This window comes from Sabulicella rubraurantiaca (assembly GCF_017355885.1).
Lineage (GTDB): Bacteria > Pseudomonadota > Alphaproteobacteria > Acetobacterales > Acetobacteraceae > Roseococcus > Roseococcus rubraurantiacus.
In genome coordinates, this window is the sequence record NZ_JAFEUU010000028.1 from 13,057 (window position 1) to 32,071 (window position 19,015).

21 protein-coding genes, 1 tRNA gene and 2 rRNA genes are annotated in these 19,015 nt (G+C 71.2%); 14 read left to right on the top strand and 10 right to left on the bottom strand.

Going from position 1 to position 19,015, the window contains the following annotated elements:
• Positions 1-221 precede the first annotated feature (221 nt).
• Both JTJ31_RS23145 and JTJ31_RS23150 read left to right on the top strand, forming a co-directional pair.
• Entirely contained in the window at positions 222-959 is a 738-nt protein-coding gene (locus JTJ31_RS23145) for a hypothetical protein (protein ID WP_207541115.1), read from the top strand.
• A 127-nt stretch (positions 960-1,086) separates the two neighbouring features.
• Positions 1,087-1,353: a hypothetical protein gene (locus JTJ31_RS23150; protein WP_207541116.1), complete on the top strand. Its 267-nt coding sequence runs from the start codon at positions 1,087-1,089 to the stop codon at positions 1,351-1,353.
• Between the two features lie 100 nt (positions 1,354-1,453).
• Here the strand turns inward: JTJ31_RS23150 and JTJ31_RS23155 are convergent, their stop codons facing one another.
• Positions 1,454-2,065: a hypothetical protein gene (locus JTJ31_RS23155; RefSeq protein ID WP_236020575.1), complete on the bottom strand. Its 612-nt coding sequence runs from the start codon at positions 2,063-2,065 to the stop codon at positions 1,454-1,456.
• Positions 2,066-3,223: 1,158 nt separating this feature from the next.
• Here JTJ31_RS23155 and JTJ31_RS23160 point away from each other — a divergent pair.
• Genes JTJ31_RS23160 through opgC form a run of 4 tightly spaced genes read left to right on the top strand, consistent with a single transcriptional unit; the run spans position 3,224 to position 6,434 of the window.
• The gene (locus tag JTJ31_RS23160) at positions 3,224-3,526 is read left to right on the top strand and encodes a hypothetical protein (protein WP_207541117.1); all 303 of its coding nucleotides are present in this window, start codon (positions 3,224-3,226) and stop codon (positions 3,524-3,526) included.
• 24 nt (positions 3,527-3,550) lie between these two features.
• Complete coding sequence (locus JTJ31_RS23165; RefSeq protein WP_207541118.1) at positions 3,551-4,900, top strand: hypothetical protein; 1,350 nt, start codon at positions 3,551-3,553, stop codon at positions 4,898-4,900.
• On the top strand, positions 4,897-5,343 hold the full coding sequence (locus tag JTJ31_RS23170) for a hypothetical protein (RefSeq protein ID WP_207541119.1): 447 nt from the start codon (positions 4,897-4,899) through the stop codon (positions 5,341-5,343). The genes JTJ31_RS23165 and JTJ31_RS23170 overlap by 4 nt, the downstream gene beginning before the upstream one ends.
• Positions 5,343-6,434: an OpgC domain-containing protein gene (opgC, locus tag JTJ31_RS23175; RefSeq protein WP_207541120.1), complete on the top strand. Its 1,092-nt coding sequence runs from the start codon at positions 5,343-5,345 to the stop codon at positions 6,432-6,434. The genes JTJ31_RS23170 and opgC overlap by 1 nt, the downstream gene beginning before the upstream one ends.
• Before the next feature lie 31 nt (positions 6,435-6,465).
• Here the strand turns inward: opgC and JTJ31_RS23180 are convergent, their stop codons facing one another.
• Positions 6,466-6,774: a hypothetical protein gene (locus tag JTJ31_RS23180; RefSeq protein WP_207541135.1), complete on the bottom strand. Its 309-nt coding sequence runs from the start codon at positions 6,772-6,774 to the stop codon at positions 6,466-6,468.
• On the opposite strand from JTJ31_RS23180, the gene JTJ31_RS25470 reads away from it, so the two are divergent.
• The 3 genes from JTJ31_RS25470 (at position 6,686) to JTJ31_RS23195 (ending at position 8,657) form a co-directional block, all read left to right on the top strand.
• The gene (locus JTJ31_RS25470) at positions 6,686-6,931 is read left to right on the top strand and encodes a type 2 periplasmic-binding domain-containing protein (protein ID WP_408015440.1); all 246 of its coding nucleotides are present in this window, start codon (positions 6,686-6,688) and stop codon (positions 6,929-6,931) included. The genes JTJ31_RS23180 and JTJ31_RS25470 overlap by 89 nt on opposite strands.
• A 197-nt stretch (positions 6,932-7,128) precedes the next feature.
• Positions 7,129-7,767, top strand: coding sequence for a peroxiredoxin-like family protein (locus JTJ31_RS23190; protein ID WP_207541122.1), 639 nt, complete (start codon positions 7,129-7,131; stop codon positions 7,765-7,767).
• Positions 7,767-8,657: a LysR family transcriptional regulator gene (locus JTJ31_RS23195; protein ID WP_207541123.1), complete on the top strand. Its 891-nt coding sequence runs from the start codon at positions 7,767-7,769 to the stop codon at positions 8,655-8,657. The genes JTJ31_RS23190 and JTJ31_RS23195 overlap by 1 nt, the downstream gene beginning before the upstream one ends.
• 9 nt (positions 8,658-8,666) lie before the next feature.
• Here JTJ31_RS23195 and JTJ31_RS23200 read toward each other — a convergent pair whose 3' ends face one another.
• Both JTJ31_RS23200 and JTJ31_RS23205 read right to left on the bottom strand, forming a co-directional pair.
• The gene (locus tag JTJ31_RS23200) at positions 8,667-9,149 is read right to left on the bottom strand and encodes a hypothetical protein (protein WP_207541124.1); all 483 of its coding nucleotides are present in this window, start codon (positions 9,147-9,149) and stop codon (positions 8,667-8,669) included.
• A 62-nt stretch (positions 9,150-9,211) separates the two neighbouring features.
• Positions 9,212-9,709, bottom strand: a complete 498-nt coding sequence (locus JTJ31_RS23205; RefSeq protein WP_207541125.1) for a cupin domain-containing protein — start codon at positions 9,707-9,709, stop codon at positions 9,212-9,214.
• Between the two features lie 181 nt (positions 9,710-9,890).
• Here JTJ31_RS23205 and JTJ31_RS23210 point away from each other — a divergent pair, with 181 nt between their 5' ends.
• The 3 genes from JTJ31_RS23210 to JTJ31_RS23220 all read left to right on the top strand — a co-directional run bounded on the left by JTJ31_RS23210 (position 9,891) and on the right by JTJ31_RS23220 (position 12,396).
• Positions 9,891-10,358: a nuclear transport factor 2 family protein gene (locus tag JTJ31_RS23210; RefSeq protein WP_207541126.1), complete on the top strand. Its 468-nt coding sequence runs from the start codon at positions 9,891-9,893 to the stop codon at positions 10,356-10,358.
• Between the two features lie 66 nt (positions 10,359-10,424).
• A complete protein-coding gene (locus JTJ31_RS23215; RefSeq protein ID WP_207541127.1) occupies positions 10,425-11,768 on the top strand; it encodes an NAD(P)/FAD-dependent oxidoreductase in 1,344 nt (447 codons plus the stop codon).
• Between the two features lies 1 nt (position 11,769).
• On the top strand, positions 11,770-12,396 hold the full coding sequence (locus JTJ31_RS23220; RefSeq protein ID WP_207541128.1) for a hypothetical protein: 627 nt from the start codon (positions 11,770-11,772) through the stop codon (positions 12,394-12,396).
• Here the strand turns inward: JTJ31_RS23220 and JTJ31_RS23225 are convergent.
• From JTJ31_RS23225 to JTJ31_RS23235, 3 genes are read right to left on the bottom strand one after another with little or no spacing between them, the layout of a single operon-like run.
• Positions 12,393-13,751: an adenylate/guanylate cyclase domain-containing protein gene (locus JTJ31_RS23225; RefSeq protein ID WP_207541129.1), complete on the bottom strand. Its 1,359-nt coding sequence runs from the start codon at positions 13,749-13,751 to the stop codon at positions 12,393-12,395. The genes JTJ31_RS23220 and JTJ31_RS23225 overlap by 4 nt on opposite strands.
• Entirely contained in the window at positions 13,751-14,824 is a 1,074-nt protein-coding gene (locus tag JTJ31_RS23230; RefSeq protein WP_207541130.1) for a patatin-like phospholipase family protein, read from the bottom strand. The genes JTJ31_RS23225 and JTJ31_RS23230 overlap by 1 nt, the downstream gene beginning before the upstream one ends.
• 1 nt (position 14,825) lies before the next feature.
• On the bottom strand, positions 14,826-15,653 hold the full coding sequence (locus tag JTJ31_RS23235; protein WP_207541131.1) for a 3-hydroxybutyrate dehydrogenase: 828 nt from the start codon (positions 15,651-15,653) through the stop codon (positions 14,826-14,828).
• A gap of 211 nt (positions 15,654-15,864) precedes the next feature.
• Here JTJ31_RS23235 and JTJ31_RS23240 point away from each other — a divergent pair, with 211 nt between their 5' ends.
• Positions 15,865-16,488, top strand: a complete 624-nt coding sequence (locus tag JTJ31_RS23240; protein WP_207541132.1) for an RNA polymerase sigma factor — start codon at positions 15,865-15,867, stop codon at positions 16,486-16,488.
• A 55-nt stretch (positions 16,489-16,543) separates the two neighbouring features.
• The gene (locus JTJ31_RS23245) at positions 16,544-17,767 is read left to right on the top strand and encodes an MFS transporter (RefSeq protein ID WP_207541133.1); all 1,224 of its coding nucleotides are present in this window, start codon (positions 16,544-16,546) and stop codon (positions 17,765-17,767) included.
• Positions 17,768-18,547: 780 nt separating this feature from the next.
• On the opposite strand, the gene JTJ31_RS23250 is transcribed toward JTJ31_RS23245, so the two are convergent.
• From JTJ31_RS23250 to JTJ31_RS23260, 3 genes are all read right to left on the bottom strand, one after another.
• Positions 18,548-18,624 (bottom strand) — tRNA-Met (locus JTJ31_RS23250).
• A 31-nt stretch (positions 18,625-18,655) separates the two neighbouring features.
• Positions 18,656-18,770: ribosomal RNA gene (gene rrf, locus JTJ31_RS23255) — 5S ribosomal RNA — on the bottom strand.
• Between the two features lie 114 nt (positions 18,771-18,884).
• Positions 18,885-19,015, bottom strand: a 23S ribosomal RNA gene (locus JTJ31_RS23260); the annotation flags it as partial.

The window sequence follows — 19,015 nt, forward strand, 5'->3', positions numbered from 1 at the left end:
TTGGCATCGGAGAATGCTCACCGCGGCTTGAAAGTCCGCCCATTGCGCTGCCCGTCTCTCACGCCTCAGCCAAGGCTGAAGCAGTGCCGCCTCCTGCGGCGCCGCGGAATGCGAGCCGGCGCGCAGCAAGCACATCCCAGTGACTGCCGCGGCTGCAACGTGTAGCCGAGGCGCAGTCCGGGGAGATTACCTAGGAGAGGCCCCGGCCGAGCCCGATCTTCATGCTCTTCGGCGGCAGCGAGGCGGGGGCTGACGACGTCGTATTCTTCGGAGCAGTCGCGACCGCGCCGAAGTCCGGTGTGGCCGGCGGCTCTCCCCCGAACGACCTCCTCGATCTGATCGGGTCCGGCGCCACGGACCTGACCGAGGGCCAGATCCAGGCCTTCCTTCCGCCTGCCTCGGCCACCAACCAGATCCCGACGCTCATCAACAGCGCCACACAGATGAACGTGTCGACCTCTGGCATCGGCATCAACAACAACAATCTCGATGGCAACGGGACCGCGGGCATCCAGACGGCCGACGAGAGCTTCGTGTTCAACCCCGAGGAGGTGGCGGCCGCGGTGACCGTCTACATCGACAACTCCGTCGGGGGCTATGATCCAGCCTCGGGAGAGCAGCTCTATTACACCGTCTACTTCACCGACGGGACCGTCTTGGCGAACCAGCTGGTCACGGCGGCCATGCTCCAGGACGCCTTGGGCACCGATCCCACCGTTCCCAAGGTGGCGGTGGGCGGGAAGTTCTTCGAGATCGACGGCGGCGCCAAGGACATCGACGCGGTCCAGCTCACCATGGGCAACGGCACCGTGAAGGTCCCGGTGATCCAGTGGGCGATCGAGACGAACTTCACCCCGGCGCCGCTGCAGATGAACCTGACCGCCACGTTGCTGGATGGCGACAACGACGTCGCCACGGACACGTTCTCGGTCAGCTTGGCCAACGCCTCGATCCTCTAACACAAATGGGCGAGCCCGCTCCACGGGGCGGGCTCGCCTTCCTCGGCTTCAAGGTCGAGTGGCACACCAGCACCGCACATGACCAGATGTTGAGGCGTATCGGCGCAAGGTCAAGGAGCTTGAGCAGATGCTGGGCGGCGATAGCCCGGAGGCCCGCGAGGCGCTGAAGGTGGTGCGCAGCCCGATCCGCAGAGTCAAAATCCTCCCCGATCCCGCAGCCCCGAACGGCGTCTGGCTGGAGATTGAGGGCGACTTGGCGGTCGTGTTGCGGGCATCGGCGAGCGCTAAACAAGCGAAAACCCCCAAAGCGGTGGCCTTGGGGGTTTTGCAAGTGTCGGTGGATGCGGGGACAGGGTTCGGCTTATGGCGAACAAGGCTCGCGGTTGGCACGTGACGGATCTCTGGTTCGAATCCGGCTTGCCCTGCAGTTCGCTAGGCCATGTGGGCAAACCCGCACAGGCGGCGCTGACGCGCCGCCTGTGCGGCCGGGAGACCTATCTCCCTGCGACCCTGCGCTGCTCCGGGCGCTCTCCAACCGGCACCATGATGTGGGCGTAGGGCGTGCCCTTCCACATCACGTAGGGTCCGCCATGGTGGTGCTCGGCCGGCAGCGCGGCCAGCAGCGCCGGGTCGGGCACTAGCACCATCAGGTGCGGTCCCTCGACCATCCAGTCGTTGGTCGTAGTCGGCTGCTCGTCGAAGGGGTTGATGTTGCTGGCCCCGCCGTCGCGGCTGTCACCGGCCAGCATGTAGCCGAAGGCGACCCTGGGCGGGGTAAAGGGCTGGCGCTTGGACCAAGCCTCCAGCCATCCCATCCAGACGTCGTCGAGGCACATCGGGCCGGCAAGGCCGGGCGGTGCCGGCAGGCAGGTGAAGCCGGGCGGCCCGTCCCGCAGGACATTGCCATTAAAGTCCATAACCTTCACCGTGTCGCGCAGGGTCGGCGGCGCGGCGCTGAGCGCACTGCGGATCAAGGCGTCCCGCTCCTGCCCTGTGGGCGCGGCGGCCGGTTGCTGCTGCGCCCAGGCGGTGATCGCCCCTATGCAGGAGAAGCCGACCGCGACCGCGCCGGCCAGCATCGAACGCATCTTCGGTGAGCTACGCATGGCGCCTCATACTCCCTGGTGTTTGGGAGCGCGGGCCCACGACGTTGGATCGGGCCCTCGGAACCACATGCGGGCCGATCGGGTGGTAGAGGCCTGCGCCCCGGCCTGCCCGCTGACATTCGGGACGGAACGGAGCGAGCCGCCCGGCGCGGGCATCTGGGCGGCGCCGTTCTTCATCCCGGATCAGCACACCACACGGGACGGGAGCACCGCAAGTGAAAGGCCTAAAAGCCGCTACTCAGAACTTGGGCAGACATTATGAGGAACCCGGCCAGGTCGCGTGGACCAACCAATCCCAAGGGGTCTCCAAGCAGGCCGTGGGCGTAATTCCAGGCTGATCTCTCGCAGGAATATCGGCGTTGATCTGAACCGCCCCAAGGTTGCCGCAGGCGGTTCGATTGGAGTCACGCCGCCAGGAACAAGTTTTCCTGGGCCTCGTGCCTGGGTTCGGCGCAGGACGTTGAAGTCCCAGATCCCCGGGTCGATGCCGGCCGGAGGCTGGATCGCGCCGGAGCGCGTGATCTCGGACAGCCGCGGGGAGATGGTCTGGGCCCGAGGTGGCGCAGCTCCCCAGTCATCGCCTGTGCTCCCGCGGCGTTCCACGGCCTCTGCCATCACCCTGCGTGACCACTTCAGCGGACGCCCGAGGCGGGATGGACGCGGAAGCAGTGGGTCCAGCACCATCCATTCAGCGTCGCTGAGATCCGTGGGATAGGGGCGGACGGGCATGGCGACCTCCGGCACAATTGTGCCGGATCAACGCTTTAGCCTCGTATCCGCCCTTTGCGGACAGACAGTTAGCGGCCTTGACTCGATGGGCAAGCCCCTGGTGTTCGGCATGATCGAGCACGGCGGCGAACTTCGGACATGGTGGTTTCCGACCGGAAGGCTGAGACCTGACCGTCATGACCTTGGCGACACTGGTGACCGTGAACCGAAAAATTCGCGCTCAGGTCGGACCAGTTTCAGGGGTCAGGACCATGAAGCTCGCCCGCGCGCGGCGCTGGGAGCAGCCGGCAAACTGACGGCCGGCCCCGCGGCGGGGCACTTTTTCGACAGCTGCGACAGCATTTCCCAATAACCGGGCGCCGGGTGCGGGCGAAGTTGCTCTTGTGGCTGGCCAATCCCCGCCTGCCCGCAGCCAGGAGAACACACCGCATGCTCCGACACACCGCCGCCCGCCGCCTCGCCCTCGGGGCAGCCCTGGGTTTTGTTGCCTTGGCCGGTCCTGCCCGCGCCGAGGGTGAGGGCACGAACTTCATGGAGGACCGCGTTGCCCGCATCCTCATGGAGGAAGCCGAGCGCGCCCGTATGCCGGTCTGCGAGGCAGTGCTGATCCCGGCAGGCAACAACACCTTCCGCATCGAATACCGGGTGAACCGCCCGAACCTGCCGCAGGTGCCGCGCCCGCCGAACGGGATGTCGGCAATCATCGCCACCGGCGCGCCCTGCCCGCGCTGACGGCGAATCCGGGGAGCCCGCCCGATGTTGCTCCACGACCAGCGCGGACTCCCCATTATCGCCGCGGGGCCCGAGGCAGTGCGCCGGCTCGACGCCGCAGTCGAGGCGCTCCTCGCCCACCGCCCGGACGCGGCACGGCGCGTGGAGCAAGCGCTCGCAGCCGACCCGGACTTGCTTCTCGGTCACACCCTTTACGGCTTTCTCCTCGCACTGCTCGCGCGGGAGGAGCTGGAAGGGGAAATCGCCTGTAGCCTGGCCGGCGCGCGCCATGCCGCCGCACGCCGCGGGGCGACGGAGCGCGAGCGCCTCCATCTCGCCGCGCTCGCCGCTTGGTGCGAGCGCGGCGAGATGGAGGAAGCAGCCGCCCTGCTCGAGCGCGCCGCGCTGCTTGCGCCGCTCGATGCGATGGCGGTGAAGCTCGCGCACGCGCTCCGCTTCATGCTGGGCGACGCGGTCGCCATTGAGAGAGTTCTGCCCGCTTGGGGGGCAGGCGTTCCGGGTCGAGGCTTCCTCCTCGGCTGCCATGCCTTCGCGCTTAGTGAGACGGGCGAGCCCCGAGAGGCCGAGCGCGCGGGGCGCTGCGCCGTCGGGGCCGAACCCGCCGACCTCTGGGCGTTGCACGCGGTGGGGCACGTGATGGAAGCGGAGGGCCGCGCCCGCGAGGGCATCGGTTGGCTCGCCCAGGCCTGTCGCGCCGAGGGCAGCTTCGCGCGCCACCTCTTCTGGCACCGAGCCCTGTTCCACCTCCACCTCGGCGAGGGTGACGCGGCGCTCGCCTTCTACGACGCGCGGGTGCGCGACGAGCCGAGCGAGGAGTGGCGCGACGTGGCCAACGCCGTCTCGCTGCTCTGGCGCCTCGAGGCGCAGGGGGTGGAGGTGGGCGCCGAGCGCTGGCGCGAGCTCGCCGACCTCGCCGAACGGCGCGTCGGCGATCACAGCCTCGTCTTCGCCGATCTGCACCACGTGCTGAGCCTCGCCGCCGCCGGACGGTACGGCGCGCTCGCCCGTTTCCTCGCTGGGATGCGCGCCCGCGCGTGCCTCTCCTCCGGCACGCAGCCGCGGCTCCTTCTGCGCCTCGGTCTGCCGGCCGCCGAGGCGGTCGCAGCCTCCCGGGCATTGCCTGCCGGTTGCGCCGCTGGGGCGTTGCGCGACCTCGCGCCTCGCCTTGTCGCCCTCGGCGGCAGCGCGGCGCAGCGCGACCTGTTCGAGCGCCTCGCGCTCGAGGACCTCGCCGCCGCCGGCCGCATGGCGGAAGTGGCGACGCGGCTCGCGGCGCGCGCCCGAAGGCGCTCGCCCGGTCGCTGGGAGGCGCGCCTCCTCCTCCGCGCGCGGCGCGCCGCGCGCACCCCCTTGCCTACGGAGACACCGACATGAAGCACGACGCGCATGGCCGCTGGTTCTGGACCCTGTCCTGGATCGCGGCCGGGTGGATCGCTTGGGAGCTGCTCTACTACGAGCAGTTCAAACTGAACGCCGCCGAGGGCTCCGTCGAGGGGGTGTTCCGCCCGCTCGCCGTCTGGCTCGGGATCTCAGCCGCGGAGCCGCAGCTCCGCTGGGGTGTTGCGCTGCTCGAGATCGCGGCCGTGGTCCTGGTTCTCAACCAGCCGACGCGGCTCTGGGGCGCGCTGATGACGGCCGGGCTCATGGGCGGCGCGGTGTTCCTCCATGCGCTCGGACCGATCGGCATTGACCCCTACGGCGACGGCGCAGTGCTGTTCAAGGAGGCGTGCTTCACACTGCTTGTAGCGCTCGCCTTGGCTTGGCTGCACCGTGACGAGTTCGCCCTGCCGCGGCGTTTCGCGCTCCGCACCGCGTGATGGCGGCCGCCCCGCACCCGCCGAGCCGAGACCCCGCGCTCGACGCAGTTCGGGGCTGGCTGCAGATCAGCATCTTCGCCTCGCATATCGCAAGCGGCGCGGCCGGCGCGACCCTTATCCACGCCGCCTGGGGCCTCTCCGACAGCTCGGAACAGTTCGTCTTCCTCTCGGGCTTCGGGCTCGGCTCCGTTTTCCTCTGGAAGGCGGCGCGAGCCGGGAGGGCAGCGGCGCTCGCCGACCTACGCGCGCGCGCGGGGCGGCTGTGGCGGATGCACATGCTGGTCTTCCTAGGCTTCGGGTCGATGGTCGCGGCGCTCGCGCCGCTCTCGGGCGAGCCGCCCTGGGCCTGGGCTATGGAGCGGCCGCTCGCCGCGCTGGCGGCCGGGGCGACGGGGCTCTACCAGCCGCCTTTCATGGGGATCCTGCCGCTCTTCCTCTTCGGCATGGCGAGCCTGCCGCTCTTCTCAGCGCTGGCCGACCGCTGGGGCGAACGGACGGCGCTGCTGCTGCCGGCGGGGCTCTACGCGCTGGGCCAAGCGCTGCCGCCCGACTTACCGGCGATGGGTGGCACGAGCTTCGCGTTCCAGCCGCCCGCCTGGGTGGCGCTGTTCCTCCTCGGCGCTTGGTGCGGCCGGCGGGCCCTGCGTGCCGGCCGCGTGCTGCCGCGCCACGGGGCGCTGCTCCTCGGCGCGGGGGCGGTGGTGGCGCTCGGCCTTGCGATGCGGCTTTCGGGCTGGACACCGGAGGTGCTGGTAGGGAAGGAGCAACTCGCGCCGCTGCGTCTGCTCCACGCGCTGTCCTGCGCCTATTTCGTCGCCGCCCTCCTGCCGAAGCTGCAGCCCGTTACCGCGACCGGGGTGGGGCGGGCGCTGACCACCATCGGGCGGCGGAGCCTGGAGGTGTTCAGCCTCGGCCTGTTCCTCTCCTGGCTGGCCGGCCTGGCGCTGCGCCACGCGCCGGGGATGGAGATCTGGGTGGAGGCGCCGCTCCTTGCCCTCGGCGTGGCCGCATTCTGGGCCGTGGCACGCGGGCTGGAGCGGGGCGGCTCCGCGCGCCCCGCCCCGGGGGCGGCACGGGCCGAGGCGGGCTGAGCCCCGCTCGGCTCTCTCCCTGCCACCAACCTTACCAGCGGCGGCCCGCGCCGAGCGCTCCGGCCGCGACCGGGAGATCGACGAGCACGACCAGCAGGCCGAACCACTGCACCGGCTCGAGCCACTCGCCCGCGACGGGCACGCCCGCCAGGTCCGGGACGCCGGAGCGGCTGGGGGCCTTTGCGTGGCAGAAGTGACTGCCCTCCACCGGCGACATCTGGCCCTTCGTGGGGCCGGTCGGCCGCGTCCTCGTGCCGGTCAGCGGTCGGTTCCGCGCCGCTTCGAGCGAGGTGGTGTGCAGCGCCGTGCCCGCCCGCACCGGCGCCTGTCTCGCGCCCATTTGGCTCTTCGCGGAGGAGCTGCGCGTTGGGCGGGTGGCGCAGCTGCCGCCCGATTGGACGCCGAGCCTGCTGCTCATCCATGCCGTCCTACCGACGCGACGACAGGTGCCGGCCTGGGTGCATGAGGTGTGGTGGAGCACCTGTCGCGGGATCTGACCTCGGCCCCTCGCTCAGCTCACATGAGCGTATAGCGGCCTCGTTGCGGCGCGGCGCGTGGGCTAGGCTGAGGACAACGCTACTGCGCCGTGGACCGCCGCCCGATGTCTCGGGGCTATGGCTTCGATGCCCCTTCGGCCTTGGACGCGCGGCGTCTAGCGGCGCACGCGTCGGGCTCGGCCCGAAGGAGGGACGGTATGACCCTTGAGGAGCGCTTGGCGAAGGAGCGGCGCAAGCGGGCCGGCAACGCGCCGCTGCAGGCCGCGATCCGCGACGTAGTCGGCCACCTCCGCCGCGGGGGAGACCTCGACCACGCCCTGCCGGTGGGCGACGAGTTCCCCAATTTCATGCTGCCTGATGCAGAGGGGCGCCTCGTCACGCGCGACGCGCTGCTGGCCTGCGGCCCGCTCGTCCTCGGCTTCTTCCGCGGCGGCTGGTGCCCTTACTGCGCGGCGACACTCGACGCGCTGCAGCGGGCGATGCCGCAGTTCGAGGCGGCGGGCGCGACGCTGGCGGCTGTGACGCCCGAGACAGGCGGCCTCGCCCTCGACCTTAAGCGGCGCCACAAGGCGGGCTTCACCATGCTGGTGGACGTGGACAGCGGCCTCGCCGCCACCTGCGGCCTGCTCTACCGCGTGCCCGACTCCTATCTCACGATCCTCGCCGGCGTTGGGGTGGATCTCGGCGTGCGGCAGGGCAATGGCGGCCTCGTCTTGCCCGTGCCTGCGACCTTCGTGGTGGCGCCGGGCGGGCGCGTCGCCTGGCGGCAACTCGACCCCGATTTCACCCGGCGGGCCGACCCCGCCGACATCCTCCGGGCCGTGGAGGCGTTGTGATGGACCTGACGCAGATCCGCTACTTCCTCGCCGTCGCCGAGATGCGCAACTTCACCCGCGCGGCCGAGCGCTGCAACGTCACCCAGCCCGCGCTGACGCGCGCCGTGCAGCGGCTGGAGGACGAGCTCGGTGGCCCCTTGATCCTGCGCGAGCGCGCCCTGACCCAGCTGACGGAGCGCGGGCGCGCTATGCTGCCGCTGCTGCAGCAGACGCTCGCCGCGGCCGAGGCAGTGAAGGCCGGCGCCACCGGCTTCGCGCGCCGCAACGGTCCGATGCCGCTGCGTGTGGGCGTTGAGCGCTGTCTGCCCGTCGGCGCCCTCCTGCCGCTGCTGCGCGAGGTGCTCTCGCACGTGCGCGAGGTCGAGGTCTCCATCGCCGAGGACGCGCCGGAGGAACTCGCCGAGGCGCTGCTGCAAGGACGCATCGACGTCGCCCTCCTGCCCGAGATCCACGTGCTGCCCGAGCGCCTTCAGCGCTGGCGCCTTTGGACGCAGCGTATCGCCGTGCTGCTGCCGGAGGGCCACCCGCTTGCCGGGCGGGAGGAGGTTGGGGCGGAGGAGCTGCGGGGCGAGCGGCTACTGCCGCCCGCCACCCCTGCCGCCGGCGCAGTGATGGAGCGCCTCTGCCCGGCGCGAGAGGCGCCGCGCGCGCCGCATGGGGCAGGCGCCTCGGCGGCGGGGCTGGAGGCGCTGGTGGCGCTCGGCCTCGGTGTGGCGCTCGCGCCGGAGGAAGCGCCGCGCCTGCCGGGCTGCGCCGTGCGGCCGCTGCGCGACGAGGCGGCGGCGCAGCCGGTGGTGCTGGCGGTGCCGGCGGGCCGGCCGATGAACCAAGCCGTGTCGGCCTTCGTGAGGCTGGCTCGCGCCCGACGCTGGGAGCGCGAGACGGCTTGAGCGAGTGGCTCAGGCGGCGTCCGGCAGTAGCCGGACGCCGCGGCAGGAGGCGGAGTCTCTTGCGCGCGCCACGCCGAGTCCGCACCGGATCACCCCAGCCAACGCGGCGCTGAGGGCGTCGCGCAGCTCCTCCGCTGCACACGCCTCGAGGGTCGCGGCGGCACGCTTCGCGGCGCCCTCCTCGTGCCAAGCGGCGAGGGCCTCGACAAGCGCGCGCCCGCGCGCCGTCCCACCTCGGAGCGCGAGGCCGCCGCGGGCGAGGGCGAGGTTGAGCGCCACCTCCATCTCCGGATGGGCGCGGAGGCGAAGCTGGAACCCCTGAAGCGCGAGGGCCAGGACGAGGCCCGGATCGGCTATGAGCGCTACGCCGATCCAGTTCGCGGCGTCGGGGGCATCGGCGAGGATGGCGAGCACCGCCTCCTCCAGCAACGCAACCGCGGCACCGTTCGCGGCGGTGACGAGCAGGCCGCGACCATCGGCATAACCATCCATCCAAGCCTCCTGCTCGCGATGGGGGTGCGGCGGGCGGCCCGGCGGGGGCCGTCCGTCCGCGCTCACATCATGTGCGGGTCCTGGCTCGCCTCGAACACGTCGGCCGAGAGGATCACCGCCGGCACACGGCCGGTGTTCCGCCACCAATGGACCACCCGGTGGTCCTCTGGCGTCGCCTCACCGGCGTGGTGGACGATGGGGACAGAGCAGATGTTCTTGTACTCCGTCATCTCGCCCGAGACGATGTATATCAGCGCCGGCCGGTTCTCGTGGCTGTGCACCGGGACTTCGCCTCCGGGCTGGACCACGAGGCGCCGCAGCCGAAGCTGATGATTGCGCAGCCCCACCTTCTCGCGGCCGAGGTCGATGGAAGTGAGCACCGCGTCGGCGACGCCGCGCGGCTGGGTGGGCCCGCTCACCGCGACGCCCGAGGTCTCGCGGCCCGGCGGGCATTCGGCGGCGCGCGCGGTGCCGGCGACGGCGAGTGTCGCGCCCGCCGCGCCGAGGACGGCTAGAGCCGCGCCCCGCCGGCTGACATCGATGTTGTGCTTCTCGGTCATGCCTGCGTCTCCTTTCGCGTGCGGAGGCACCGCACGAGCGAGAGAGTGACGGCGCACCGCCCGGCGCGGAAATGCCGAGTGCCTATGGTCACGATGCCCGGCCCTGGCGTGACCAACCGCGCCGGGGCAACGAAGCAACGGACGCGCCGCGGTCGCTTCCCGCGCGGCCACGGAGGCCCCCATGCGTCAAATCGCTTTCACTGCCGTCCTGCTCTCCGGCCTCGGCACGACGCCGGCCCTCGCGGTGCTGCCGGAGGAAGAAGCGCGGCGGCTCTACGCAGAGTTCGTCAGCGCGCAGAACGCTCACGACCTCGAGCGCGTGCGCGGGCTCTTCGCCGCGGGACCGGGCTTCCTGTGGGTGACAAACGGTTTGCCCATCTGGGGCCGCGACGCTGCCGTCGCGCGGCTAGCACGGTTCCACGCCAACGAGGTCTGGCGCATCGAGGCGGCGGAGGAGCGCGCGCGAGCCGTTGCCGTCGCGCCAGGCGCCTCCTTCCTACACATCCCGCTGACACTTATCATCGGCACCGCCGCAGAACCGCGGCGCTACCACATCCTCGTCGCCGCGCTCTGCGCCGAGACGCCCGAGGGCTGGCGCATCGCCGCCCTCTTCACCACCGACGAAAACCGCGAAGAGGCGCCGCGCTGAGCGGGGCGTGACCCCCGCGCCGCGTAGGCGAAGCGCTGGTGAACCAGATTGGAGCGCGCTGCCCGCATGTCTGACCACGCCGCCCCCGTCCACGTCGAATCCGCCCCGGAGGGTTGCGCTCGCGTCCTCCGGCCGGCACCGGCCGTGCCCGGCAGGCCAGCCGGGCCGCCGCGCGTCGTCGTGCTCGGCGCAGGCTTCGCAGGGCTCACCGCCGCGCGGGCGTTGGGCGGGGCGCCGGTAGAACTCGTTGTTGTGGACCCGCGGGACCACCATCTCTTTCAGCCGCTACTCTACCAAGTGGCGACGGCGGCGCTGTCGCCGGCCGACATAGCCATGCCGATCCGCGCGATCCTCGGCCGCCGGCGGAACACGGAGGTCGTGCTCGGCGAGGTCATCGGCATCGACAAGGTGCGGCGCCGCGTCCGCCTGCCCGAGCGCGAGATCGCCTACGACGTGCTTGTCGTCGCCACCGGCGCGCACCACGCGTATTTCGGCCGCGATGAGTGGGCCGAGCACGCGCCTGGCCTCAAGCGGCTGGAGGACGCCATCGACATCCGCCGCCGCGTGCTGCTCGCCTTCGAGCGGGCGGAGACAGCGACGGGGGAGGAGGAGCGCCGCCGCCTGCTCACCTTCGTCGTCGTGGGCGACGGCCCGACCGGCGTCGAGATGGCCGGCGCCATCGCCGAGCTGGCGAAGGTCGCCCTGGCGCGCGACTTCCACCGCATCGACCCGCGCGGCGCTCGCGTGCTGCTGGTGGAGGGCGGGCTGCGGCTGCTCGCGGCCTTCGCCCCGGAATCCTCGGCCCGCGCCAAGGCAGCGCTGGAGGCGCTGGGCGTGGAGGTGCGCCTCGGCGAGATGGTGACGGCCTTTGACTCCGCCGGCGTCGCGCTGGGCGGTGTGCAGGTCTCGAGCGGCACCGTGGTCTGGGCCGCGGGCGTCGCGGCCTCCCCGGCCGCGCGGTGGCTGGGGGTGGAGCCGGACCTGCTCGGCCGCGTGCCAGTTGGCCCGGATCTCACCCTGCGGGGATACCCGGAGATCTTCGTGCTCGGCAACACATCGGCGGTGGCAGGACCGGACGGCCGCGCCCTGCCCAGCCTCGCCCCCGTGGCGAAGCGGCAGGGTGAGCACGCCGCCCGCGCCATCCGCGCCGCGTTGGAGAGCCGGCGCGCGCCAAAGCCCTTCCGCTACCGCCACGCCGGCAACCTAGCTACCATCGGTCGCGGGCGGGCGCTGGCGGAGATCGCGGGGCTGCGCCTTTATGGGCGGTTCGCGTGGTTCCTGTGGGGAGCGGTGCACATTGCCTTCCTGATAGGTTTCCGCAACCGCGCCGCGCTGCTGCTCGACTGGCTCTGGGCCTACGCGACGTCCCGGCGCAACGCGCGGCTCATCACCTCGGAGCGGATGGGCTGAGATGGGGGCGGGCGGCGCCGCGCTGGGGGAACTGCTCAGCGCGCTCCCCCTGCCCGCCCCCGCGAGGGACGAACTGCGGCGCCGCCTCCTTGCGCCGGGGCGCCACTACCACGGGGCAGAGCATGTCGGGTTGCTGTGGCGGCGCCACCGCCTGCTCTCGCGGGGCACGCCCTTTCGCGCGCCGCGCCTCGAGCGCCTCATTGCGCTGGCCATCGCCTTCCACGACGCCGTTTATGAGCCCGGCCGCCACGACAACGAGGCGTCGTCGGCGGCGTTGTTCCGCCGCCGCGCGCGCGGGCATCTGCCGCGCGGCGAGGTGCGCTGGGTGGAAGGCACGATCCTGGCGACCGCCGACCATCTCGGCACACCGCCCACGCGCCGGACGGCCCCACAGGAGCGGGCGCGGCTTTGGGTGCTCGACCTCGACCTGACGCCACTCGGGGAGCGGCCCGCCGTCTTCGCGCGCAACACGCGCGCGCTCCGGTGCGAGCAGGGGACGGCGTGGGAGGCGGGCTGCGCCAGCTTCCTCGCGCGCGCGGCCGCGGCGCGGCCCCTCTACCGAACGCCGCGCATCGAAGCCCGCTTCGGTGTGCGGGCGCGGGCCAACCTTGCGCATCGGCTGAGTTAGGCGCCGGCTCCCGTGAGCAGCCTGAGGTCCATCCGCGCGTCGACGCCCGCGACCTCACGCGCCGGACGCTCCTCCCAGGCGAGGTTTGGCCGGAAGCCCTGCTCGGCTGCGAGCGCCCAGCAGGCGGGGTCGGCGAGCGCCCGGCTCGCCTCCGCCTTGTTGTGCTTCTCCAGCTTGGCGGCGAGGTTCACGGGGTCGCCGAGCACCGTGTATTCCAGCCTCTCTGCGTGGCCGACAACACCGAACAGGATCTCCCCCACGGCGACAGCCAGGCCGACGGCGAGCGGCGGGCTACCCTCCGGGCGCGACGCGTTCCACCCGGCGAGGGCAGACACGATCTCCTCGACGGCGCGCAGCGCGTCGGCCGCGAAGGGCCCTCCCGGCCGCACCGCACCGAAGCTCGCGAGGACACCGTCGCCGAGATACTTGTCCACGGAACCGCCATGGGCGCGGATCACCGCCACGACGAGCTGTTGGTACTCCGCGAGGCGCTGGAGCAGCTCGCGTGGCGGCAGCTCGCGCGCGAGGCGCGTAAAGCCACGGAGGTCGGTGACGAGGATCGCCGCTTCCCGCCGCTCCGCCGCGCCGACCATTAGCCTGTCCTTCGAGGTGCGGATGCGCACCGCGACCTCGGGCGGGAAGAAGCGGGAAAGCTCGGCCGCGGCCACCTGCTCCCGCGCGGCGTCCAGAAGCAGACCCCGCCCCTGCAGCACAGACAGCGCTAAGATGGCCGTCACCATCCCGATGGAGACGACCTTGTCGAACTCCGCGCCGAGCAGCACGGCGGGTGACGTGACGTAGTCGAGAAAGCTGCGCGTGACCCGCGCCGGGGGGTCGGCGAGCAGGACATAGCCGGCGAGCACGGCCCAGCCCGTCACAGCGGTGGCTCCGGCTATGAGCACGTAGCCCACCTCCAGCCGCAGGGTGCGAAGCGCGATGAGGATGAACACGTACATGAGGGTGGGCGCCTTCAGGCTGATCGCCGCCGGCGCCATGTACTGCAGGTGGAAGCTCCAGATCGTCACCATCAGTACCGCGATGTCCACCACGACCGACGCGACCAGCAGACCGCGCGTGAGCTGCCGCCGCCAAGCGAGCCACAGCCGCAGGGCGGTGAAGCCAGCATAGAGGCCGAGGGCAACGGGGATGGGCTCAATCTCCATGGGCGGCGGGTTCGCGGCGCGGGAGATGGCGTAGAGGACGGCGAAGGTAAGGATCGCCGTCACCTGAACAAAGCCGATCAGGACCTCGGCTCGCGCTTGGCTTTCGCGCAGCATTGTCTCGACCCGCGGCGGCAGCTCCGCCGGGCCGACCGGCAGCCCGGCGGAGGTAAGGAGATGCCGCCAACTTCGCATCAAAGGTATCTCGCGCCGATGTCGACGCTGGAGCGTTCCCCGAGGTCGGCAAAGCGCTCGGCGAGCCATTCCTGCGCCCGCCGCCGCCCGGCGTCATGGAGGTAGCGGAGGAAGATGCGGTCTGCGTTAAGCTTCGAGGTAGCGGTCAGCGGCGCCATCACGTCGTCGGCGGAGATCGAGTGGATCAGCATGCGCTTCATCCCCTCCGCGCCGCCGAGGCCGCCGTCGATCAACGAGGTGACGAAGTGAATCGCCCGCATCTCCCGCATCAGGGAGGAGTTGAAGGAGATCTCGTTCACCCGGTTGAGGATGTCGCGTGCCGTGCGCGGCACGTCGGGGCGCTCCATCGGGTTGATGTGGACGACCACCACGTCGCGGGCCTCGCAGCCGTAGATAAGCGGGAAGATCGCGGGGTTGCCCATGTAGCCGCCGTCCCAGTAGGCCTCTCCGCCGATCTCGACTGCGTGGAACAGGAAGGGCAGGCAGGCTGAGGCGAGCACCGCGTCGGCGGAGAGCTCCTCCCGCGCGAAGACCTTCACGCGGCCAGTGCGGACGTTGGTGGCGGATAAGAAGAGCCTTACCGGCGCCTCTTGGCGGCGCAGCAGCTCGAAATCCACGACCGATTCAAGCACTTGGCGTAGCGGGTTGAGATTGAGCGGGTTGAACTCATAGGGGCTGAGGAGCCGCGTCACGAGGTCGAAGCCCATGAAGGCCGGCGACCAGGGCAACGACCAGTTCTCCTGCAGGCGATCGAGCCAGGAGGGCTGGACCGGGCTCCAGCACGCCGCGTCGCTCACCCCCATCCAGAAGGTCTCGAGCGCCCGGCGCGCCCGCTCCCGCCCGCCCGCCGCGAGGCCGAAGGCGCAGACGGCGGCGTTCATGGCGCCGGCGGAGGTGGCGCTGATCCCCTCAAAGGCGACCCGCTCGTCCTCCAGGAGCCGGTCGAGCACGCCCCAGGTAAAGGCGCCGTGCGCGCCGCCCCCCTGGAGGGCGAGGTTGACGGTCTTCGTTTCCGCCGCGGCCGGACGCGCGCGAGTAGGGCGGGGGCGGGTTTCGGTGACGACCGCGTCCATTTCAGTGCGCCGTCCAGCCGCCATCAACGGGCAACGCCGCCCCTGTGATGGAAGCGGCCGCCTCCGAGCACAGGAAGGCGGTCGCCGCCGAGATCTCCTCCACCGTCGCGAAGCGGCGCGTGGGCTGCTCCTTCAGGAAAATCTCCTGCGTGACCTCCTCCTCCGTAAGGCCATGTGCCTTCGCCTGCGCCGAGACCTGGCCGGCCACCAGCGGCGTCCAGACATAACCCGGGCATACCGCGTTGCAGGTGACGCCGGAGGTCGCGGCCTCCAACGCCGCGACCTTGGTGAGCCCGAGGACGCCGTGCTTCGCGGCCACATAGGCGCTCTTGAAGGGCGAGGCGACAAGGCCGTGCGCTGAGGCGATGTTGACGACGCGTCCCCAGCCACGGCGCTTCATCCCCGGCAGCACGGCGCGCGTCGCGTGGAATACCGCTGAGAGGTTGACCGCCAAGATCAGCTCCCAGCGTTCCGACGGGAAATCCTCGATGGGCGCCACGTGCTGCACGCCCGCGTTGTTGACCAGGATGTCCACCGCGCCGAGCGCAGCTGCGCTGCGCTCGACGAGCCCCTGCACCTCGCCGCCGCGGGACATGTCGGCGGCGTCGTAGAGCACGGGTACGCCGTGCGCTTCGGCGAGGCGCCGGCGCGCCACCTCGGCCTCCTCGCGGCCACCGAGCCCGTTGAGCACGACAGCCGCGCCGCGCGCTGCGAGGGCTTCGGCGATGCCGAGGCCGATGCCGCTGGTCGAGCCCGTAACGACGGCGACGCGGCCCTCGAACTCGCGCGCGGCGGGGGCCCGACCGCTCGGTGTGTGAAGAGAGTCCATCCGCATATCCTCCGGTTGCCGCTATCTCTTCGCCGTGGTGGTGCGGGCGGATACCGGGCGCGGCGCGCCGTGCGATAGCCGCCATGCATCAAACCGATGCGCAATCGGAAGTGGAGGCCAGACAGGGGCTTGCGGACACTGGCGGCGGCGGTTCGACCCGCGCTGCGGGGCGCAGACGGGCGGACGGACCCGAAGAGGAAGGTGCCGTACCATGCTCGCTTCGATCGACACCACCACGCCTGCGCGGCGGGTCACGCCGCTCGGCTCCGATTTCGAGCAACTGATGGCCGCCGTGCAGGCGGGCGACGCGACGGCCTACGAGACGGCGCTGCGGGAATCGCTGCCCCTGCTCCGAGCGATCGCGCGGCGGCGCCTCGCCAATCCCGCCGAGGCGGAGGACGCGGTGCAGGACACGCTGCTGACGCTGCATCGCCAGCGTCACACGTACGACCCGTCACGCCCCTTCCTCCCTTGGCTCATCGCGCTCTGCGAGCGACGCTGCGTCGACCGGACGCGCCGCCTGCGACGCCGCCACGGGCGGGAGGTGGCGGTAGGCGAGTTCGCCGAGATTCTGCCTGACCTCCGCGCGGACGAGGCCGGGCCGGCCCGCGTCGCGGCGGCCGAACTGCGCGTGGCGGTGGAGGCGCTTCCGGAGACGCAGGCCCTCGCCGTCCGGCTGCTGAAATTCGAGGAGCTGTCACTCGGCGAGGCGAGCGCGCGAACTGGACGAAGCGTCGCGACCCTCAAGATGGCGACGCACCGCGCGGTGCAGGCGCTGCGCGCACGGCTGGAGGCGCCAGCGACGCGCGGGGCGCCACTGAACGAGCCCGCGTGACCGGCGTGGCCGGGGCGACGAAGCCCCGACGCACGCCCATTACTGGAGTTCGGCCATGCCCGCCCACACCGCGCTCGCCCTCGGAGCCGCGCGCGCACGCCCCGCCGCGCTGCGCAACGCACTCGTCGCGGCGATGGCGTTCCTCACCCTCGTGGACCTCTTCGCCACCCAAGCGATTCTGCCCGCGCTCGCTGCGCACTACCGCGTGAGCCCCTCGGAAATGGGCACAGCGGTGAACGCGAGCACGCTCGGGATGGCGGTCGCCGGCCTTGGCATCGCGTTGTTGGGCGCGGGGTTCGACCGGCAGCGCGGAGTGGCCGGGAGTCTACTGCTGCTCGCCCTGCCTACCGCGCTCCTCGCCTCCGCGCCGGATTTGGCGAGCTTCGCGGCGCTTCGTGTGATGCAGGGGCTGCTCATGGCCTCGGCCTTCGCCCTGGCGCTGGCGCATCTCGGCGAGCGCTTCGGTCCGATGGACGCGCCCGGCGTGTTCGCGGCCTACATCACGGGGAACGTCCTTAGCAACCTCGTAGGGCGGCTCGTCTCGGCGGGGTTGGCCGAGCATCTTGGGCTGATGGGGAACTTCTACGGCTTCGCGGCGCTCAACCTCGCCGGCGCCGCGCTCTCCTTTTTGGCGCTGGAGCGCAACCCGGTGCGGCGCATGGCCCCGGGGGCGGTGCGGCGGGCGGCGGAGACGGCGGAGCTCCTGCATGACGGGCGGGTGCGAGGGGCCTGCGGGATCGGATTTGGCATCCTCTTCGCCTTCATCGGGGTCTTCTCCTACGTCAACTTTGTGCTGGTGGAACCGCCCTTCGGCCTCGGCATGATGGAGCTGGGTCTGGTGTATTTTGTCTTCCTTCCTGCTGTGCTCACCACCCCGGCGGCCGGCCTCCTCGCGCGGCGCTGGGGCGCGCGGCGCACCTTGCTGGCGGGGTTGGCCCTGGCCACGATGGCTCTGCCGCTGTTGCTGGCGGGGTCGCTGCCGGCCGTGCTCGCCGGCCTGGGGCTGGTGGCGGTGGGCACCTTTGGCGCGCAGGCGGTCGTCACGGGCTATGTCGGCCGTGTTGCCCGCGGCCGAGCCGGGGCGGGCGGCCTCTACCTCGCGAGCTACTTCGCTGGTGGCCTGGCAGGAAGCGCAGTTCTCGGCTCAGCCTACGAGGCTTTGGGATGGCCGGGCTGCGTGGCCGGCGCGGGGGCAGCGCTGCTCGCTGCGGCCGCTTTTGCTTCGCGCGGGATGCGTGGTGCGGAGGCCTCGGTGGAAGGGCCACAGCGACCATCGTGAGCGACGCGCTGCCCCGACACGCCTCATGCCTCGGGCCGCGAGCGTATGTGGAGGCGGCCCTTCGAACAACGAGGTTCACGGTCGCGCTGCGACAGTCCGCATAACATGCGGTCGTTCAACCACCCTGTGCCGAGAAGCGTAACAGAGGCTGATTCGGCTGCGCAGGGCGCGTCGCCAGAATCTGCTCGAACAGCAAGACCGTAGCGCAGGACGTGTTCGAGGGGCGCGTCCTCGCGGGCCTCAAGGAACGGCTGCTCAGCCCCGAGGTGATCGCCGCGGCGGTGGAGGAGGCCCGTCTGGCCTCGGTCACACAGCGACGCGAGGCCATGACCAAGGAAAGCCGGCTGCGCCGGCGTCTGGGCGAGGTGACCTGGGCCTGGGTTGCTGCGTCGACGCGATCACCGAGGGCATGCCGGCCCGGCAACTGCGAGACCGCATGCAGAGCTTGGAGGATGGCCGGACCGCCATCGAGGCGCAGTTGTCGGACCTCGCGAAGTCCCAGACCGACATCCCTGCCCCACCCGGCGCTGGCCGAGGCCTATCGCCGGAAGGTCGAGGAGCTGGAACAGGTACTCGGCGACGACAGCCCGGAGGCCCGCGAGGCGCTGCAGGTGGTACGCAGCCTCATCCGCAAGATCAAAATCCTCCCCTATCCCGAGGCGCCCAACGGCGTCTGGCTGGAGATCGAGGGTGACTTGGCGGTGCTGCTGCGCGCCTCGGCGGGCGCTGAACAAGCGAAAACCCCCAAAGCGGTGGCCTTGGGGGTTTTGCAAGTGTCTGTGGATGCGGGGACAGGATTTGAACCTGTGACCTTCAGGTTATGAGCCTGACGAGCTACCGGGCTGCTCCACCCCGCGTGGGTGGGTTGTGGGTTGGCTTGGTTGGGTGGCCTGGCGCTGACCGACTCTCCCGCCGCTTGAGCGGCAGTACCATGGGCGCTGGAGTGTTTCACGGCCGAGTTCGGGATGGGATCGGGTGTGGCAACTCCGCAATCGGCACCAGGCCACCGAACCAAGCCACCGGGACGGTGACAAGGTGAGGTGGACGGTTGGTTGTGCGGGTGGGCTTTGGTGCTGCGCGCGGTGTTCATCCCAAAGGGATGGACCGTGCTGGTTTGATGGATGAGCCTATCGGGCGATTAGGACCGCTCGGCTGAGCGCATTGCTGCGCGTATACCTGCGGCCTATCGACGTGCTGGTCTGGCACGGCCCTCGGGGAGACCTGGTTTTGAGGTGGGTTTCCCGCTTA

Bases quoted from the DNA above. Each gene is read 5' to 3' on its own strand.
- JTJ31_RS23180 (WP_207541135.1), bottom strand. From the start codon at position 6,774: ATGGGCGCGAGACAGGCGCCGGTGCGGGCGGGCACGGCGCTGCACACC.
- JTJ31_RS23230 (WP_207541130.1), bottom strand. From the start codon at position 14,824: ATGGACGCGGTCGTCACCGAAACCCGCCCCCGCCCTACTCGCGCGCGT.
- JTJ31_RS23195 (WP_207541123.1), top strand. From the start codon at position 7,767: ATGGACCTGACGCAGATCCGCTACTTCCTCGCCGTCGCCGAGATGCGC.
- JTJ31_RS23145 (WP_207541115.1), top strand. From the start codon at position 222: ATGCTCTTCGGCGGCAGCGAGGCGGGGGCTGACGACGTCGTATTCTTC.
- JTJ31_RS23190 (WP_207541122.1), top strand. From the start codon at position 7,129: ATGACCCTTGAGGAGCGCTTGGCGAAGGAGCGGCGCAAGCGGGCCGGC.
- JTJ31_RS23200 (WP_207541124.1), bottom strand. From the start codon at position 9,149: ATGGATGGTTATGCCGATGGTCGCGGCCTGCTCGTCACCGCCGCGAAC.
- JTJ31_RS23210 (WP_207541126.1), top strand. From the start codon at position 9,891: ATGCGTCAAATCGCTTTCACTGCCGTCCTGCTCTCCGGCCTCGGCACG.
- JTJ31_RS23245 (WP_207541133.1), top strand. From the start codon at position 16,544: ATGCCCGCCCACACCGCGCTCGCCCTCGGAGCCGCGCGCGCACGCCCC.
- JTJ31_RS23220 (WP_207541128.1), top strand. From the start codon at position 11,770: ATGGGGGCGGGCGGCGCCGCGCTGGGGGAACTGCTCAGCGCGCTCCCC.
- JTJ31_RS23150 (WP_207541116.1), top strand. From the start codon at position 1,087: ATGCTGGGCGGCGATAGCCCGGAGGCCCGCGAGGCGCTGAAGGTGGTG.
- JTJ31_RS23240 (WP_207541132.1), top strand. From the start codon at position 15,865: ATGCTCGCTTCGATCGACACCACCACGCCTGCGCGGCGGGTCACGCCG.
- JTJ31_RS23160 (WP_207541117.1), top strand. From the start codon at position 3,224: ATGCTCCGACACACCGCCGCCCGCCGCCTCGCCCTCGGGGCAGCCCTG.
- JTJ31_RS23155 (WP_236020575.1), bottom strand. From the start codon at position 2,065: ATGCGTAGCTCACCGAAGATGCGTTCGATGCTGGCCGGCGCGGTCGCG.
- JTJ31_RS23225 (WP_207541129.1), bottom strand. From the start codon at position 13,751: ATGCGAAGTTGGCGGCATCTCCTTACCTCCGCCGGGCTGCCGGTCGGC.
- JTJ31_RS23170 (WP_207541119.1), top strand. From the start codon at position 4,897: ATGAAGCACGACGCGCATGGCCGCTGGTTCTGGACCCTGTCCTGGATC.
- JTJ31_RS23205 (WP_207541125.1), bottom strand. From the start codon at position 9,709: ATGACCGAGAAGCACAACATCGATGTCAGCCGGCGGGGCGCGGCTCTA.
- JTJ31_RS23235 (WP_207541131.1), bottom strand. From the start codon at position 15,653: ATGGACTCTCTTCACACACCGAGCGGTCGGGCCCCCGCCGCGCGCGAG.
- JTJ31_RS23165 (WP_207541118.1), top strand. From the start codon at position 3,551: ATGTTGCTCCACGACCAGCGCGGACTCCCCATTATCGCCGCGGGGCCC.
- JTJ31_RS23215 (WP_207541127.1), top strand. From the start codon at position 10,425: ATGTCTGACCACGCCGCCCCCGTCCACGTCGAATCCGCCCCGGAGGGT.
- opgC (WP_207541120.1), top strand. From the start codon at position 5,343: ATGGCGGCCGCCCCGCACCCGCCGAGCCGAGACCCCGCGCTCGACGCA.